15 protein-coding genes and 1 pseudogene are annotated in these 16,440 nt (G+C 43.1%); 11 read left to right on the top strand and 5 right to left on the bottom strand.

All coding sequences use genetic code 11. The features are described from left to right. Positions 1-230: 230 nt before the first annotated feature. Positions 231-452, bottom strand: a complete 222-nt coding sequence (locus MmiAt1_RS06400) for a hypothetical protein (protein WP_318786060.1) — start codon at positions 450-452, stop codon at positions 231-233. Positions 453-705: 253 nt separating this feature from the next. Between MmiAt1_RS06400 and tsaD the strand changes: the two are divergent. The 4 genes and pseudogenes from tsaD to MmiAt1_RS06380 all read left to right on the top strand — a co-directional run. Beyond that, a pseudogene (gene tsaD / locus MmiAt1_RS06395) lies at positions 706-1,842 on the top strand (tRNA (adenosine(37)-N6)-threonylcarbamoyltransferase complex transferase subunit TsaD); the annotation flags it as partial. 24 nt (positions 1,843-1,866) lie between these two features. Then, a complete protein-coding gene (locus MmiAt1_RS06390) occupies positions 1,867-2,511 on the top strand; it encodes a Kae1-associated kinase Bud32 (protein WP_318786086.1) in 645 nt (214 codons plus the stop codon). Between the two features lie 25 nt (positions 2,512-2,536). After that, positions 2,537-3,118, top strand: coding sequence for an XTP/dITP diphosphatase (locus MmiAt1_RS06385; RefSeq protein ID WP_318786059.1), 582 nt, complete (start codon positions 2,537-2,539; stop codon positions 3,116-3,118). Positions 3,119-3,224: 106 nt separating this feature from the next. Further along, positions 3,225-3,752 carry a hypothetical protein gene (locus MmiAt1_RS06380; protein WP_318786058.1) on the top strand — a complete coding sequence of 176 codons (528 nt, stop codon included), beginning with the start codon at positions 3,225-3,227 and terminating at the stop codon, positions 3,750-3,752. Between the two features lie 268 nt (positions 3,753-4,020). Here the strand turns inward: MmiAt1_RS06380 and MmiAt1_RS06375 are convergent, their stop codons facing one another. The 3 genes from MmiAt1_RS06375 to MmiAt1_RS06365 form a co-directional block, all read right to left on the bottom strand. Next, entirely contained in the window at positions 4,021-5,079 is a 1,059-nt protein-coding gene (locus MmiAt1_RS06375; RefSeq protein WP_318786057.1) for an NAD(P)-dependent alcohol dehydrogenase, read from the bottom strand. A 670-nt stretch (positions 5,080-5,749) separates the two neighbouring features. Continuing rightward, positions 5,750-6,286: a flavodoxin family protein gene (locus MmiAt1_RS06370; protein ID WP_318786056.1), complete on the bottom strand. Its 537-nt coding sequence runs from the start codon at positions 6,284-6,286 to the stop codon at positions 5,750-5,752. Positions 6,287-6,513: 227 nt separating this feature from the next. After that, positions 6,514-7,038 carry an Rrf2 family transcriptional regulator gene (locus tag MmiAt1_RS06365; protein WP_318786055.1) on the bottom strand — a complete coding sequence of 175 codons (525 nt, stop codon included), beginning with the start codon at positions 7,036-7,038 and terminating at the stop codon, positions 6,514-6,516. Positions 7,039-7,312: 274 nt separating this feature from the next. Between MmiAt1_RS06365 and MmiAt1_RS06360 the strand changes: the two genes are divergently transcribed. The 3 genes from MmiAt1_RS06360 to argF all read left to right on the top strand — a co-directional run bounded on the left by MmiAt1_RS06360 (position 7,313) and on the right by argF (position 10,319). Then, positions 7,313-7,597, top strand: coding sequence for a hypothetical protein (locus MmiAt1_RS06360; protein WP_318786054.1), 285 nt, complete (start codon positions 7,313-7,315; stop codon positions 7,595-7,597). 265 nt (positions 7,598-7,862) lie between these two features. Continuing rightward, positions 7,863-9,206, top strand: coding sequence for a phosphoribosylamine--glycine ligase (gene purD / locus MmiAt1_RS06355; protein WP_318786053.1), 1,344 nt, complete (start codon positions 7,863-7,865; stop codon positions 9,204-9,206). A 198-nt stretch (positions 9,207-9,404) separates the two neighbouring features. Then, positions 9,405-10,319: an ornithine carbamoyltransferase gene (argF, locus tag MmiAt1_RS06350; protein ID WP_318786052.1), complete on the top strand. Its 915-nt coding sequence runs from the start codon at positions 9,405-9,407 to the stop codon at positions 10,317-10,319. 1,040 nt (positions 10,320-11,359) lie between these two features. Here argF and MmiAt1_RS06345 read toward each other — a convergent pair. Next, entirely contained in the window at positions 11,360-12,703 is a 1,344-nt protein-coding gene (locus MmiAt1_RS06345) for an amidohydrolase family protein (RefSeq protein ID WP_318786085.1), read from the bottom strand. A gap of 264 nt (positions 12,704-12,967) precedes the next feature. Between MmiAt1_RS06345 and MmiAt1_RS06340 the strand changes: the two genes are divergently transcribed. From MmiAt1_RS06340 to MmiAt1_RS06325, 4 genes are all read left to right on the top strand, one after another. Next, complete coding sequence (locus MmiAt1_RS06340; protein WP_318786051.1) at positions 12,968-13,807, top strand: metallophosphoesterase family protein; 840 nt, start codon at positions 12,968-12,970, stop codon at positions 13,805-13,807. Positions 13,808-13,928: 121 nt separating this feature from the next. After that, a complete protein-coding gene (locus tag MmiAt1_RS06335; RefSeq protein WP_318786050.1) occupies positions 13,929-14,189 on the top strand; it encodes a hypothetical protein in 261 nt (86 codons plus the stop codon). 142 nt (positions 14,190-14,331) lie between these two features. Next, on the top strand, positions 14,332-15,576 hold the full coding sequence (locus MmiAt1_RS06330) for an adenosylhomocysteinase (protein WP_318786049.1): 1,245 nt from the start codon (positions 14,332-14,334) through the stop codon (positions 15,574-15,576). Positions 15,577-15,829: 253 nt separating this feature from the next. Then, positions 15,830-16,405: a helix-turn-helix domain-containing protein gene (locus MmiAt1_RS06325; protein ID WP_318786048.1), complete on the top strand. Its 576-nt coding sequence runs from the start codon at positions 15,830-15,832 to the stop codon at positions 16,403-16,405. Positions 16,406-16,440: the final 35 nt, after the last annotated feature.

The raw sequence follows: 16,440 nt of genomic DNA, 5'->3' as shown, positions 1-16,440 counted from the left end.
TCGGATTCGAACGTAAATAAAATTTCATTCAATGCGAAAAACAAAAAAGAAATTAAAATCGAAACTAAAATCGAAACTAAAATCGAAACTAAAATAAACCAAAAACCGAGTTAAAATAAACGAAAAATCGAACTAAAAGATAAAACAAAAACTGCTGACCGGAATGAAATATTCCGGTTTAATGCAGGTTTATTGAAATTCGGATTGCGGATTGATGTATCAATATTGAATTATTGAATTTCATTATTTTCATTATTTTCATCGGGGAAGTTTTCACCGGGTTTGTATTTCGTCCCGTCCAATTTATATCCCATTTTAATTCTCAGCATTTGACGGTCCCAATCTTCTTGGGCTTCCTTTAAGAGTTTCTTTATTTCTTCCTCTTCTTCAGGTGTTTTTTCAGGCGCTTTCCCGATGTAGGTAAACATTTCATCGACTGATTCAGACCACATAAATTCACCTCGAAATTTTTGTATTTTAATTTTTGAAGTGAAAGCTCTTCAAAAATTCTTCAATTGTAAAGAAAATGTGGACATATTTATATTTTCGGGAAGTAGGTCATGTTTAATTTCATTTTTGTTTTATTTTTAAGAATTATATTTTCTGAATTTTCAAATTTTGAGAAAAGATTTAATTCAATACATTCTTTTAATTCCCAAAACTCAATTCATTAAACTGATTTTGATTCATTATGAGGTAAATTTTGTGACAATCGTTCTCGGAATCGAAGGAACCGCCTGGAACTTAAGCGCCGCAATCGTCAATGAAGACGATGTTATCGCCGAATCGACGCGCACCTACAAGCCCGCAGCCGGCGGCATCCACCCGCGCGAAGCCGCCCAGCACCACGCGGCGCACGTCGGCGAAGTCATTGACGAACTTTTCCGCGCCTTTGAAGAAAAAGGATATTCCAAATCCGACATTGACGCCGTTGCTTTTTCAAAAGGCCCCGGGCTCGGCCCGTGTCTTCGAATCGTCGGAACGGCGGCGCGCATGGTTTCGCTAATGCTCGAAAAACCGCTCGTCGGCGTCAATCATTGCGTCGCGCACATCGAAGTCGGCCTTTGGAAGACGGACGCAACAGATCCGATTACGCTTTACGTGAGCGGCGCCAATTCTCAAGTGCTGGCTTACGAAGAAAACGAGCCCGGAATCGGCGCGTACCGCGTTTTCGGCGAAACGCTTGACATCGGGCTCGGCAATTCGCTCGACAAATTCGCAAGATCGGCCGGACTCCCGCATCCCGGCGGCCCCCTCGTTGAGAAGTACGCGAAAAACGCCGCCGAATACATTGAATTGCCCTACACCGTCAAAGGCATGGATTTCTTCTTTTCCGGACTTTCGACCGCCGCGACGCGCGCCTTGAAAGAAAAATCAAATCCGAACAAGAACAATATTGATGAAAAGAATGAAACAGGTGAAAAAAGCGGCGAAAAGGGTGAAAAAAACGGTGAGAAGGGTGAAAAAAATGGTGAGAAGGGTGAAAATGATGAAACCGTTTTGGCAAACGTTTGTTATTCCTATCAGGAAACCGCGTTCGCGATGGCCGTTGAAGTCACCGAGCGCGCGCTTGCCCACACCGGCAAAAACGAAGTCTTGCTGGCCGGCGGCGTCGGCGCCAACAGCCGCATCCGCGAAATGCTCGAACAAATGTGCGCCGACCGCGGCGCGAAGTTTTTCGTTCCCGAAAAGAAATTCATGGGCGACAACGGCGCGATGATTGCGTACACCGGCCTTTTGATGTTTAAAGCGGGCGACACGCTCAGCGTTGAAGAATCACAAGTCGACGCCGGATTCCGTCCCGACGAAGTAAAAGTGTCGTGGAAACCGGAAAAACAAATCAACCGCGCCGAAGAAATCAAGAAAATGCAGAACGGCGCCGAAGCCGTTGTTCATGCCGAAACAAAATCCTACGGATTTGAAGAAGAATTCAAAATGGCAGCGGACGAACAAGACGAAACCGAAGAAATGGTTGTCAAAGAACGCATTCAAAAGAACTACCGCCTCCCTCAGATTGATGCCAAGCTGAGAAAAGAAAGAACCAAAACGGAAGTCCGGATGCTGACAGAAGCCCGCCGGTGCGGCATTCCTGTCCCCGTCATTTACGGCGTCTCCGATTATGCCGTCAAAATGGAACAAATCAGAGGCGCCCCGCTCAAATTCGTGATTGATGAAAATGAAACAATCGCCGAAGAAGTCGGAAAAACAATCGGGAAGCTTCACGCGAACAACATTATTCACGGCGATTTGACGACGTCAAACATGATTTATTCAAACGAATCAAAATTATATTTAATTGATTTCGGGCTTTCGTTTTCGGAAAACAGCGTCGAATCCAAAGGCGTTGACATTCACGTTTTATTTCAAACATTTGACAGTTCTCACAAAAACCCGAAACGCCTGAAAGAATTATTTGCCCAAGGCTATCGGAAAAATTATACGGATGCAGACATCATTTTAAAACGCGCCGAAGAAATCAAAATGCGCGGCAGGTATATTGAAGGAAAATGAGCGAAAAAAGCGAAAGAGGAATAAAATGGAAAATGAAGAACGAAAACCGGCGTATGAAAAAATTGTTTTTGTAACAGGCAACGCCGGCAAATTCGCGGAAATTAAAGAAATTTTGGCATCGGTCGGAATAGAAGCGATTCAAAACAAAGGGGATTATCCCGAAATTCAAGCCGATGATTTGGAGCCGATTGCCGCCGCATCCTCAAAAGCGGCCGCCGAAGACCTCAAAATTCCCGTTTTGGTCGACGATTCCGGCATTTTCATCAAAGCGCTGAACGGATTTCCCGGCCCCTACTCCCGTTTTGTTGAAGACCATCTCGGCAATCCGCGCGTTTTAAAGCTCATGGAAAATGAAACAAACCGCGACGCTTATTTCAAAACCGTGATTGCTTTTTGCGAGCCCGGAAAAGAACCGCTTACGTTTGCCGGAACGGTTGACGGCAAAATCGCGCATGAAGAGCGCGGCGACGGCGGTTTCGGATTTGATCCGATTTTTGATTACAACGGCAAAACATTCGGCGAACTCGGCATCGAATTCAAAAACACGATTTCACACAGAAGGCGCGCGCTGGACAAATTCATCGAATGGGTCAAAGAGCAAAATTAAGAATCAAAAATCAATATAGAAATAGATTAAACAAATCAAAAATAAAACAAACCAAACAAAAAACAAACGAAATAAAACAAATCAAAAACATAAAGAGAGGGATTTCATGGCAAAAGATTTCTACAAAATGCTGACGCTGGCCGGATGGGTTTTGCTCGTCTGTTCCGTCATTCAAATCTTCTTATTTCCGATATTCATATTTCCGCTTCCGTTTTTATACATCCCGACGGCAATTTTATTTCTGATTGCCGCCTTTGCCAAAAAAATGGAAACCGCTTTCCCGTCGTACCTGAACAACGATAAAGAAAGCTTCATTTACAATTTAAAATTCGTTTCATACGCCTTGTATATTGCCGCCGTGCTGCCGCTGGTTCTGGGCATTTACAATTACATGACAATGGAGACGGATCCCTCATTCTGGCGTTCCCTCATCAACCTGTTCGGCCTCGGCCTGACGACGATTTCCGTTTTAATCCTTTTCATCACCGGATACGCAATCAAAATGCTGAATTACGGCACAAAAAACCTGCAGGTGTATACAATCGGATACAACACATCAAATTCAGCCGGCAGGGATTCCGAAGAATACAACAGCGACGCCGATTATCGCGAAGAAAACGATGACTTGCACTGAAATGTTAAAAGAGTCATATTTAAAAAATCAAAAACAAAATAAAAATAAAAATAAAAATAAAAACAAAATCGAACACTCGATTTTGCTTTTTTAAAAAATGATGCGTTCGCGCGCGGGACGGCAAGACAAGCCGCGCAGAAAAAGTAAAAAACAACGCCGTCTGACAAGCGCAGACGGCTTTGTTTTTACGGGGATTGTTTTTCGGGGGTTGAATTTTTGAGTCCACTTTGGGGAACTGCCCAAAATGTTCCCGATTTTCGTTTTAAGCTCATTCGAGCAATACAACCGGTTTAATCAGGTCTTTAGGCTTGTCTTTCATTAACAAAAGAGCCTTTTCCATGTTTTCAAACCCGTCAAAGACATGAGTGACCATCTTTTCGGGTTTAATCCGGTTGTAAACAGCAAGGTCGACCATCTGTTCCATTTTCAGACGGCCGCCGGCAACGAGTCCGCCGCGGATATCTTTGTGGGACATACCGTTGCCCCAAGCCAGACGCGGAATCGGAATTGTGTCGCCGGATCCGAAATAATTGACGTTTGAAATTGTTCCGCCGGGGCGTGTGATTTCAATCGCCTGTCCGAGCGAATCGGAAGAACCGCCGGCAACGATTGCGGCGTCAACGCCTTTACCGTTGGTGGCTTTCATAATCTGTTCGACGATGTCGCCCTTTTTGTAATCAATGATGTCGGTTGCACCGTATTCTGTTGCCAAGTCGGCACAGACCTGACGGTTGCCGACGGCAAACAGTCTTCCGGCTCCCAAAATGGCGGCGCCCGCAACGGACATCAAACCGACCGGACCGATACCGATAACGGCAACAGTTTCTCCGGGCTTAATGCGGGCCAATTCCGCGCCCTGAATACCTGTCGGCGCCATATCGGGAAGCATAACGGCCTGTTCCAAAGACATACCTTTGGGCATGATCGCCAAGTTCATGTCAGCATCATTCACGTGGAATTCTTCTGCGAAAACACCGTCTTTAAAGTTGGAAAACTTCCAGCCGGCAAGCATGCCGCCCGAGTGCTGCTGGAATCCCTGCTGAACAGCTTCGGATCTCCAGTCCGGCGTGATTGCCGGAACAATGACGCGGTCGCCCACTTTAAAGTCTTTCACTTCATCGCCGACTTCGACAATTTCGCCGACCGCTTCGTGACCTAAAATCAAATCTTTGCGGTCACCCAAAGCGCCTTCCCAAACAGTGTGAATGTCAGAAGTACATGGGGCAACAGCCAGCGGCTTGACAATCGCATCATACGGTCCTGCTTTCGGCGCATCTTTCTCAATCCATCCGACTTTTCCGATGCCGAGCATGGCAAATCCTTTCAAATTTTACACTCTCCTTTAATTTTTTTAATCACTAACTCTCTCGCAAGTTTTCAACCTGCATTTTCGTCGATTCTTTGGTGTTATAAATATCTTGCGGAACTAACATGAACAAATATGATAGATTAAGAATAAACAATGATTCCGCAAACATTATTTGATTTTGGATATATAATTTCAAAAATACAGCTGCAAAAGAGCGACAAAGAAAATAAGAAAAATAAAAACAAATACAAGATACATCAAACAGTAGAAAACAAAATTCAAAAAAGAACAGATTATTTATAACGATTTGTCATTCGAATTGTTTGAAGAAAAAATCCCGAGGACAAGAGTTATAAAGAAAGTTTGAAAAAAATGTTCGGAAAAATTTCAAATAATTCGAAAAGAAACAAAAAAAATCGAAAACAAAAAACGAAAACAAAAAACGAAAACAAAAAAAACAAAATCCCGAAAGGAAATAAAAACTCGAAAAAGAAAAACCGAAAACCCGAAAGAAAACGAAAACCCGAAAGAAAACGAAAACCCGAAAGAAAACAAAAATTCGAAAAAGAAAAAACGAAACCCGAAAAGAAATCGGAATTCCTTTTACAAAAAAAATCGGATCGCCAAAAGCGGATCCGATTCAAAAATTCAAAATGATTCTGAAGCTGCCGTTTGATTTTTATTGAAATTACAGCAATTTTTCGGCAATCGCAACCGCGCCGTCGATTTCTGCCGGATTTTCCGAAACGTTTCCGACGGAGACAAATTTGCCGACCGGCTCAATGCCGAGCATGCCTGCCACTTGGTTGTATTTGTCCAAATTGGCGTCAAATGCATTTCTGTCAGGTGTGCTTTGGGAATAAATGAAACCCATTTTTTTGCCCGGCGGAATTCTGGACTGGGACTGTCCGTCGACGCAAGCATAAAGCCTGTCAATGAAAACTTTTTCCTGAGCAGTAATGTCAAAGAAATAAACGGGGCTTCCCATCAAAATGCCGTCGGCGCCGACAAATTTTTCCATGACGCCGGCAAAATCGTCTTTTTGAACGCAGGTGTCATGCGCTTTGCAGTAATTGCATCCTTTGCAAGGGTGAATGGTTAATTTTGCCAAGTCGATGTATTCGGTTTCTGCGCCTTTGGCGGCAACATCTTCCAGGGATTTTTTAACAAGGGTCGCTGTGTTTCCATTTTCATGGGGGCTGGCTGTAATTCCGATAATTTTCATGATAATCCACACCAATGTGATTTATTTTGCATTAATCTGATTAATCTAAATTATTGCATTCATTTAAAATTAAAACTTGAAAAGCCGTTTTTTGAAAAGTCGTTTTTCGTTGTAACTGAAACAGTTACAACAATATAATTAAACCGGTTTTATTATTTAAGATTTTGTATTTTTTAAATTTTTAAAAACAAATTAAGAAGATAATAAGAAGAATAACAAAAAACAATTCAAGAAGACAATTCAAGAATGATTTGTTCAATTGTCGTCTCTTTCAAAGAATTCTCCATTGCCGCCTGCGCCGCCGCCAAATGCGTTTCAATTTTGCCGTGAATATAGCAGCATGCGGCATTGCCGTCGGCCGGCAGACTGTCCGGCTCGCCCGCATCGGGAGAATGCGAACAGATTTCAGAAGCGCCGGTCATTCGCGGACAGGACGCGCAGTCAACCGGGCAGCATGTTTCCGGCTGTTTATGAGAATTAAAAAGGGAAATATCTTCAACCACTTCAACCGCCTGAAAAATATCAAACAGCGTCAGTTCGGAAGAATCTTTCATCAAATAGGCGCCGCCTTCGCCGGCTTTCACATCGGCCAAGTTTGCTTTTTTAAGCTGTCCCAAAATCCGGCGGATGACGACAGGGTTGACGGAAATGCAGGAAGCCAAAAAGTCGGAAGTCATTTTTTGTTTTTCGCCGAGAATGGCAATTGTCAGAACAATATGCACTGCGATGCTGAATCTGCTTGAAATTTTCATCCGTTCCCTCCCGAAAAGCCGCTGCGTTTGATAAAATGATTGATGAATTGATAGAAATATGAATTTGTTTTTTAAATGAATTTCATATGAATATGTCATCAGATGCTATTTTAATTTATGCTTTCAATCAAAAAACATAAAATATGAATCCATATAAATCAAATTATTATATGTTTGAATATTATATATTTATTTAAATTGTTGTTTTGGAAATACAATAGTTAGACAATTGTCTGAATCGAATTTAATTACCACCAATACCGATTTCATAAATATGGCGAAAGCATACACGCGCAAGAAACCTGTTATCAGCGGGACAATCAGTCCTGTCCACAAAAAGAGAGTTGAAAAACTCGTGGAGAGCGGAGAATTCGCCAGCATTTCGGACTTTTTGAACCAGGCTGTTTCGGATTTATTAAGCAAATACGACGAAAAGCCTTCATTCGTTCCCGACAGCAATATGTTTACCGAAGATGAAATGACCCTTCTCAGAAGTATCATCCGTGAAAAAGCAGCAGACATGGAATTTGAGAAAGGACGAAAAAAGCCGGAAAAGTAACTGACTGCAAACTGTTTTTAACAAATCCGGCCGGCACGGAAATCTTAAATAGGTAAAACGGATTTATTCCATTCTTAATTTATCAGAAGTTTAATCAATTCCGTTTATTTTAAAAATCATAATCAGTGAGTGAATTTTTAATCTTATATTTTAATTCTGCATTATCAATTGTATCAGTTGTTATTCGTTAGATTGTGATTCATTATTGTTATTTGTTTTTGACACTTTTTTGAATTTATAAATTATATTGTTTGAGGAAACAGTCATGAAGATTTTATTAGTCGGCGGCGGCGGCCGTGAACATGCAATTGCATCGGCAGTTAAAAGAAGCCCTCAAAACCCGCTTCTTTACACGGTGATGTCTAAAAAGAATCCCGGAATCGCCGCGCTTTCAGAAGAGATTTTGATTCACGATGAAAAAGATGCCGCGTCAATCGCCGTTTTTGCAAAAGAGAACGGAATTGATCTGGCGTTCATCGGCCCCGAAGCACCGCTCTCGGCGGGCGTTTCAGACGCGCTTTGGGACGCGGGAATTCCGGCCGTCGGCCCGAAAAAGAATTGCGCGAAAATTGAAACCGATAAAGCATGGGCGCGCCGTTTTATTGAAAAACACGGCATTGACGGCAATCCCGAATACGCTGTTTTTACAAATTATGAAGAAGCCGCCGAATTTATTGACAAGTTAAAAGACGTTGCCGTAAAACCGGCCGGCCTCACCGGCGGAAAAGGCGTGAAAGTGATGGGAGATCAGCTTCCCGATATTGCCGCCGCCAAAGAATACACCAAAGAAGTTCTCAAAAGCGACAGCGTTGTGATTGAAGAAAGATTCATCGGCGAAGAATTCACGCTTCAGGCGTTTGTCGACGGCAGAAACTTGGCGTTCTGCCCGACCGCACAGGATCACAAACGCGCTTATGAAGGCGATGTCGGCCCCAACACAGGCGGCATGGGCGCTTACACCAACGCCGGCGCATTGCTGCCGTTCCTCAAGCCCGAAGAATATGAAACTGCCAAAAGAATCATGAAAGAAACGATTGCGGCTTTCCCGAAAGAAACCGGAGAAGAATTCAAAGGCATTCTTTACGGCCAGTTTATTTTGACCAAGCGCGGCCCGAAATTAATCGAATACAACGCCCGTTTCGGCGACCCTGAAGCGATGAATGTGCTTTCTCTTTTAAAAACCGATATGGTCGAGATCATGAAAGCCGTGGCCGAAGGGACGTTGGATCAGCTTGGGATTGAATTTTCAAGCAAAGCAACGGTCTGCAAATATGCCGTGCCTGCGGGCTATCCGGATGAACCGAAAAAGGATTCCGAAGTGACGGTATTAACAGAAGGCGTCATTGCGGACGGAACAACGGGACCGGACTCGAATCTGATTGTTTATTATTCCAGCGTGTATGAAAAAGACGGGAAAATTTACACGACAGGCTCCAGAGCTGTCGGCGTTGTCGGTTTGGCGGACACGATTACCGCGGCCGAAAAGATTGCGCAGGATGCGCTTGACACCAAAGTCAAAGGCGATCTGTTTTTCAGAAGAGATATCGGAACCGCCGATTTGGTTCAAAAAAGAATTGACCACATGAATGAACTGCGTTCGGAAAATTAATTTAATTTTTTAATTTAATTTTTTAATTTAAGTTTAAAATTTAATTTTATTCCTGAATAAACGAAACTTTAATTTACAGATAAAATAAACGTTGCTGCAAACAAAATTGTGTTCGAACTATGTTCGTATTGTGTTCGAATTATGTTCGTATTGCGTTCGTATTGTGTTTTGCAGGTTTAAAAATACAGGTGACAGAAAATGAAAAGTTTGCTTTCGATGGCGGATTTGTCTTTGGAAGACATTTACGGCATTTTGGACTTGGCGGAAGAAATGAAAGAGAAAAGAAGCCAGGGTAAAATTACTGATCATTTGAGAAATAAAAGTTTGGGTATGATTTTTGAGAAATCATCGACGCGTACGCGTGTTTCTTTTGAGGTCGGCATGAACGATTTGGGCGGCCATGCCGTTTATTTAAATTCCAATGACATTCAGATAGGACGCGGTGAAACCGTCGAGGACACGGCAAAAGTGCTGTCGCGTTATTTAAACGGCATCATGGCCCGCGTTTATTCTCACGACACGTTGGTCAAGCTTGCCGAAAACGCCAGCGTTCCCGTCATCAACGCGCTTTCCGACAAGGAACACCCGTGCCAGGTTTTGGCCGATCTTTTAACAATCAAAGAATACAAAAACCGAATCTCGGACATGAAATTTGTTTGGGTCGGCGACGGCAACAATGTCTGCAATTCTTTGATGCTCGCCTGCGCGATTGTCGGTATGGAAATCGTTGCGGCCTGCCCGAAAGGATATGAGCCGGCCGAAGAATTCATCATCAAAACCCGCGAGCTCGGCGGCGTTTTAACGATTACGGACAACCCCTTGGAAGCTGCGGCCGATGCCGACATTTTGTACACCGACGTTTGGGTTTCCATGGGCGACGAAGAAGAAGAAGCCAAGCGCCTCAAAGACTTTGAAGGCTATCAGATTAATGAAGAATTAATCGCCGTTTCAAAGCCGGACGTCATTGTCATGCATTGCCTGCCCGCGCACCGCGGCCTTGAAATTTCGGCCGGCGCCATTGACGGCCCGCATTCGGTCGTTTTTGACCAGGCGGAAAACAGACTTCACGCTCAAAAAGCAGTTCTTTTAAAATTGATGATGATTGAAGAATAAAAAATCAGTTTTAAAAATAAAATTGCTTTAAAAATCAGAAAACACCGAAAAACGCCCGTTTCCGCGTTGCTTAAATTGAAACGGCGTTTTTCGGTTTATTAAATTTGTTTTTGTTTTGTTGCTTTTGTTCGTTTTTTTGTTGCTTTTGTTCGTTTTTTATTGTTTTTATTCGTTTTGCCTTTTTATTGTTTTCAGTTTGTTTTCGGGCTTGTTGTGTGTGTTTGTGGTTATTCGTTTTGAGAGAGGTTTTACAGCCGTTTTTGGTTTTACGTTTTTATTCAATTCGGGTTGTGCGGCCGAATTTAATTTTGAATAATTAAAATAATTCTGAATAATTTTGAACAAATTTGAATAATTTTTGAATGAATACAAATGTCTGATTTTTTGTTTTACGGATTTTACTTCAAGATTTGTTTTTGATTGTTGGTTTGGGTTAATGTGTTTGGTTTTTAGAGATATTTCAGAGTTTCAAAAAGAATTTTTGAGAGAGCTTTTTTCAAAACTCCGAAATTCATTATGCGAATCAAACCCGATGCCGCCAAATCAGACAAAACGGCCGGCCAATCGGAAGAATTTAATGAATTGTCAGATTAAATTCGGATCGACATTAAGGATTATAAAATACAGAATATATATAATTGATTGAGTAAAACAAATTATATTCATAAGCTATTGATATAATTGGATGAATGAAAAACTGAAATAAATTTGTTGAAAAATTATTAAAATAAACAAATGAGTCAATTTCAAAAGTTGAATAATTTTAGGGCCAAGATGAGAACAGCACAACAATCCCAATATAAAATAAACACACTGTTACCGAAAAATTTGTTGAAAAATCGTTTTAAAATTTTTGCAAACAAAAATTAATGTCTGTAAAAATTCTGTTCCGGATTTGGTACGAATCCTGTATTTAAAATTCAGTACCGAGAGGAGTTATAATGCAACAAGATTAATGGAAATAGTAAAAAATCATGAAATAAATTCCTGAAATTCCTATGAAAACTTCATTCTATTCTACTCATGACCCTAGATTTTATTCATTCTTTTTGCTTTGCCCGTTCCGCCAGCGAATACGCGCATTCTTTTGCTTTTTTCATGACTTCTTCTTCATCCATGACCAAAACGTTGTAATCTTCCATCAGAATTTTGCCGTCCACAATCATTGTTTTCACATCGCTGCCGGCGGCCGCGTAAACCAAATGGGAATAAACGTCAAAAATCGGTGCCGCATTGGCTTTATTGACATCCACCAAGATCATGTCGGCTTTGCCGCCGGTTTTGAGAACGCCCGTTTGTTTGTCAATGACTTGAGCGCCGCTGACGGTTGCCATTTCAACAACGGCTTTGGCGGGAAGCGCTGTCGGATCCATCGTCCCGACTTTTTGCAAAAGCGCGGCGGTTTTCATTTCTTCAAACAGGCTGAGGTTGTTGTTTGAAGCGCAGCCGTCCGTTCCGAGCGCGACAATAACGCCGGCGTCAAGCATTTTTTGAATCGGCGCAATGCCCGAAGCCAATTTCATGTTGCTGATCGGATTGTGAGAAACCGTCACGCCTTTTTCCGCGAAAAGCTTAATGTCGCCGTCGGACATCCAAACACAATGCGCCGCCAGAACCGGAACTTTTGACGTGTTCCAAAAGTCGACGGCATCCAAATGATGAACCGAACACATATCGAAATTTTCTTTCATATAATTGAGCTCGGCTTCGGTTTCCAAAACATGAATGTGAACCCCGACGCCGGCTTTTTCCGCCGCTTCTTTGGCGCGGGCGATAAATGCCTGACTGCAGGTGTTGGGCGCGTGCGGGCCGAACATTGTCGTGATTCTGCCGTTTGCCTTTCCCTGCCAGTCCGAAACAAGTTTTTCGTTGACCGCTAACTCTTTGGTTCCTTTTTCGGCGTCGCCGAATTCGATCATGCCGTAAGAAAGACAGCCGCGGATTCCGGCTTTTTCAACCGCTTTGGCCGTTTCGTCCATGAAGAAATACATGTCGCAAAACGCCGTCGTTCCCGAGCGGATCATTTCAAGGCAGCCGAGCAGCGATCCCCAATACACGTCTTCTGCCGTCAGATTCGCTTCCGCCGGCCAGATCTGCTTCTCCAGCCAGTCTTTGAGCGCCATGTCATCCGCATAGCCGCGCAGAAGCGTCATTCCGAGATGCGTGTGCGTGTTGGAAAGGCCGGGCATAAGAATCGCGCCCTCAGCGTCAATGACTTTGCCAATCCCTTTATCGGCGGCAATCTTATCGGCGGCGCCGTTTGAATTGTCTCCGATTTGAGAAATTAAATTGTCTTCAATCAAAAGAAAGCCGTTTGGAATCTCGCTTGTTCCGTCTTTGTCCATTGTTGCGATGTAAGCATTTTTTATGAGAATTGACATCAGAATCACTCAATGAAAGTTAAAGAATAATTTGATTTTTTTGAAATAATAAACAAGAATAATAAACCGGAATATTAAACAAAATAATAAACCGAAATAATAAATCCAGATAATAAACAAAATAACAGGCATTAAATGAGTTTTATACTTTAATAAGAATTCGGAATAAACGATTTGAAATGAAACGTATTTCAAATGAAGTGAACTGAAAAACGATATATATAATCAGCATGACATTTTATTTAACAGCACGAATCGGGTATGTCTATGTCGAGTCAGAGGGAAAAAGAAAGGTTTCGTAAAAATTTGGAGCGTATCGAGCCGATTCTGAAGAAAGAGGACGCCGTTTTATTTCCGAAATTCAAGAAAACCTTAATTGTTGCCGACCTTCACGGCGATTTGCAGACGCTCAAATTTATTTTAAAATTCGCCGAAAAGAAAAAAGTCGACGCCATGATTTTTCTCGGCGATTACATCGACAAAGGATCCGAATCGGTTGCCGTTCTCAACTTGCTTTTTGAATTAAAGCTCAAAGATCCGAAAAGCGTGATTCTGCTCCGCGGCAATCATGAAACACGCGGTTTAAGCGCTTGGTTTGAGTTCAGCGACGATTTGATTCATCATCCCGAATTGTTTGACACCGCAAATACTGTTTTTGACCGGCTTCCGATTGCAGCCGTTTTAAACGATTCAATTTTCTGCGTTCACGGAAATATCGCCGGAATCTCCGATGAAAAATTAAAAGACATTTCCAAAAAGAATCCCAAACCCTACATTTGGAACGACCCGGGACCGGAAGACGGAATCGCGCTGTCGGGGCGCGGCAGCGGCGTTTATCGCGTGGGACCGGATTTGACGCAAAAATTCCTCAAACAAAACAATCTTCAGCTCGTCATCCGCGGACACACGTCACACACGGAAGGCACCAAATGCTGGCACGGCAGCCGGCTGGTTTCGCTTTATTCAACGTTCCCGTACGACAGCCCGACGGTTCGCGCAGCCGCAGCAATTGTAAAAGAAGACAGGATTAAATTTTATTATTACAAGAAAATCGGAAACGGATTGGAATGGCAGGATGAAACGATGAAATTGAGATTGAAAAAATAATTTTACTTTCTTTCTTTTTTAGATTGATCTGTGATCTCTCTGATTCATGTTTTTGTTGTCTTTATCCCCGTGTTCTGTTATTGCACTGTCTGCATTATCCCATATTTTGCTGCTGCGCCGTTTGCATCATCTCATTTTTAAGGCAGCCGTTTGCTTCGCAAACGGGGGCACAGATTACCTTACCGCTTCCGTTTGCTGCTGCCTTACCGTTTCTGCTTGCCGCTGCTGCCTTGCTGCTTGTAAATACAGTTGCCGACTTGCCGGCCTGCTTCCGGCCCGTTTGCTGCCGCTGCGGCTGCGAATGCAGCTGACAGCAGCACGCCGCCCGCGCACGCCGTACAATTTTTTGAAAAATGAATTCAAACCGATCCCGCTTTTTTGATTGACTTTTTTACTTCCGCTCTTCTGTCATTTTTCCGGCGTTTCGAACAGTTGTTTTATATTTCATGACTGCTTTTTCAAGTTCCATTAATACTTTTTTATTTTTATTCAAATTTTGATTATTCAATGGACAGGTGTCTATATTGTCTGATTTATCATTAAAAGAAATGCAGGAATCCGGCCGCTTAAAGATCGAATGGGCGCGCAGTCATATGCCCGTGTTAAAACAAATCCGCGCGGATTTTGAAAAGGAAAAACCGCTTGCGGGACACAAAATTGCAATGGCGCTTCACGTGGAAGCAAAAACGGCGGTCCTCGTTGAAACGCTGGCTGCCGGCGGCGCGGTTGTCGCGATTACCGGCTGCAACCCGCTCAGCACGCAGGATGATGTCGCAGCGGCGCTCGACACGGTTGAGAACATTTCCTGCTACGCGAAATACGACTGCACGAATGAAGAATATTACGAAGCGATTGACAAAGTTTTAGACATCGACCCCGACATTACGATTGACGACGGTGCCGATTTGATTTTTAAAATTCACAAAGAAAGACGCGATTTGATTCCGAAAATCATCGGCGGCTGCGAAGAAACCACAACCGGCATCCACCGTTTAATCGGCATGGAAAAAGACGGCGCGCTTGAAATGGCGGTGCTTGCGGTCAATGACGCGAAAACAAAATTCCTGTTTGATAACCGCTACGGAACCGGACAATCCGCCTGGGACGGAATCATGAGAACAACAAATCTCCTTGTTGCCGGAAAAACCGTCGTTGTCGGCGGCTACGGCTGGTGCGGGCGCGGCGTTGCAATGCGCGCGGACGGGCTCGGCGCTGAAGTTGTCGTGACCGAAATTGATCCGGTCAGAGCGCTGGAAGCGCGTATGGACGGCTATCGTGTGATGCCGATGGAGCAGGCCGCAGAAATCGGCGACCTGTTTGTCACAACAACCGGCAACCGCGACATTTTAACGGAAAGACATTTCAAAAGAATGAAAGACGGCGCGATTTTGGCAAATGCCGGTCATTTCAATGTGGAAATTGATTTAGACTCTTTGAAAAAGATGGCGGCATCCGAAAAAACCGTCCGCCGAAATATCAAAGAATACGTTGTGGACGGCAAAAAAATCAATGTTTTGGCCGACGGCAGACTTGTCAATTTGGCGGCGGGCGACGGCCATCCGGCGGAAGTCATGGACATGAGCTTTGCGAATCAGGCACTCGGCGTCAAATATATCGCCGAGAACAAATTGTCTTACGGCGTTCACAAAGTGCCCGAAGAAATCGACAATTACGTGGCAATGCTGAAATTGCAGTCCATGGATATTGTTATTGACACGCTGACCGAAAAGCAGCGCAATTACATGGATGACTGGGAAGAAGGCACTTGAATGCGGCGGCTTTTCAGTTTAATTTCAATTAAATTTCAGCTTAAGTTCAATTTAATTTCAACTTAAGTTCAATTTAATTCCAATTTAATTTCAACTTAATTTCAACTTAATTTCAGTTAATTTCAATTTAATTTCAGTTTAATTGTTCATTTAAAATATTTTTGAACATTCAGTTTAAATATTCCGCCTTGAATATAACGGCGGGAATATTTCATCAATTAAATATTCGGCTATCAAAAACAGGAGGGAAATTATGGCAGACGATAAGAACATCGGAACAAAAATCAAATCCATTCGTGAATCAAAACAGATCACGGTCGAAGAATTGGCGGAAAGAAGCCAGCTGAGCACAGAACAAATCAACAATATTGAAAACGATATGAATGTGCCGTCTTTAGCGCCGCTGATTAAAATCGCGCGTGCGCTGGGCGTTCGTCTCGGAACATTTTTAGATGACGATGAAAATCTCGGTCCCGCCGTCAGCCGCAAAAATGAAGCGGTTGAGACGATTCACACGTCTAACGCCGAAGAAAAAACCGTGAAGCACAACAATTTCTTCACGCTCGCCCCTCAAAAATCGGGCCGTTCCATGGAACCGTTCTTTATTGAAATCAACGCGATTGATGACGGAACGCTTGAAATGTCCGCGCACGAAGGCGAAGAATTCATTTACGTTTTGGAAGGCACGCTGAAAGTGATTTACGGCAAAGAGTCATACATCCTGAATGAGGGCGACAGCATTTATTATGACTCGATTGTCAGCCACCTTGTCTGCGCCGCAGATGAAAAAGGCGCGAAAATCATTGCAGCCGTTTACGCTCCGGCTTAATTTGTCTGGATGTCAAGAGAAGAAAAAGACAAAGG

Source organism: Methanimicrococcus hacksteinii (assembly GCF_032714515.1).
In the GTDB taxonomy this organism is placed as follows: domain Archaea; phylum Halobacteriota; class Methanosarcinia; order Methanosarcinales; family Methanosarcinaceae; genus Methanimicrococcus; species Methanimicrococcus hacksteinii.
Note: the sequence above shows the minus strand (reverse complement) of the source record. Positions and strands in the feature narration are given on the sequence as shown.